Source organism: Oceanobacillus sp. HCA-5259, assembly GCF_037892815.1.
Taxonomy (GTDB): domain Bacteria; phylum Bacillota; class Bacilli; order Bacillales; family Amphibacillaceae; genus Oceanobacillus; species Oceanobacillus indicireducens.
Window position 1 is genome coordinate 1 of record NZ_JBBKBV010000096.1, and the last position, 945, is coordinate 945.

The window sequence follows — 945 nt, forward strand, 5'->3', positions numbered from 1 at the left end:
CTATACATAACCTTTACTTTCTGGGTCAGCTTTTCTACACATCCAGACTTTTAAGTTTCGTTCTTCTTTATAAGATTGAAATTCTTTAGTTAATATAAGATCTCCGCCATTTTCACTAACGAGAATTAATGCATCCTGATCATAGACGAATTCATCTGTGATTCCTCCAAAATATCGAAATGCATTTTCATGGGCCTGAATGACATCTCTTGTAGTAAATGGCCTGTCCAACCATTCTTTATATTTATAGCGAGAATGAGCTAATACAAATGCTATAAAACGTAGTTTTACTTTTCTTCCATCTGGTGTGAATTGTTCTGTTTGTCCAAAATCAACTTGAATTTGTGAACCCATTGGCTTCTCTGGAACCGACTCATAAATTCTTGGTGAACTTTCCTTTGGAATATTATATTCCTTTCTAAGATTCCTTACATATAGCCGTACAGTACTTTCTGAAACTACTAAATCACTATATTTTTCTAATAGCCAATCTAATACTTGTGCAGCTGACATATCTGGATGTTCTCTTAACCATGATAAAATCAAATTTTTATATGGATCCAATATTTTTCTTCTAGTTTTCGTGCTTCGTATCCAATCAGCCATGCTTTCTGGATTACGCTTTAAATAACGGTAAACTGTAGACCTTGAGATGCCTAGTTTTTCAGCAACTTTGGTTTTACTAAAACCTTGTTTTAATAATTGATGAATTTCCATATACATTTCCCATTTATCCACCTTTTTACCCTCCATCACTGAGAAATTAAGCTATCAATATAATACCAGTGATAGAGTGATTTTTATATTGGTTTCAAGTTGCGAGAGTAGTTTTTATGAAACTGCCCTCGGGCAGTTTCATAAAAACTACTAACTTCGGCAACTGACTAAAAGTGTATAATCTTATTTATCGGAAACTGTATAATTTAGTTTATCAGTCACAACCTT

General features: G+C 33.2%; 1 protein-coding gene. It reads right to left on the reverse strand.

Annotated features, from left to right (window positions below):
• The gene (locus WKU33_RS18975) at positions 1-738 is read right to left on the reverse strand and encodes a helix-turn-helix domain-containing protein (RefSeq protein ID WP_340456136.1); all 738 of its coding nucleotides are present in this window, start codon (positions 736-738) and stop codon (positions 1-3) included.
• Positions 739-945 lie beyond the last annotated feature (207 nt).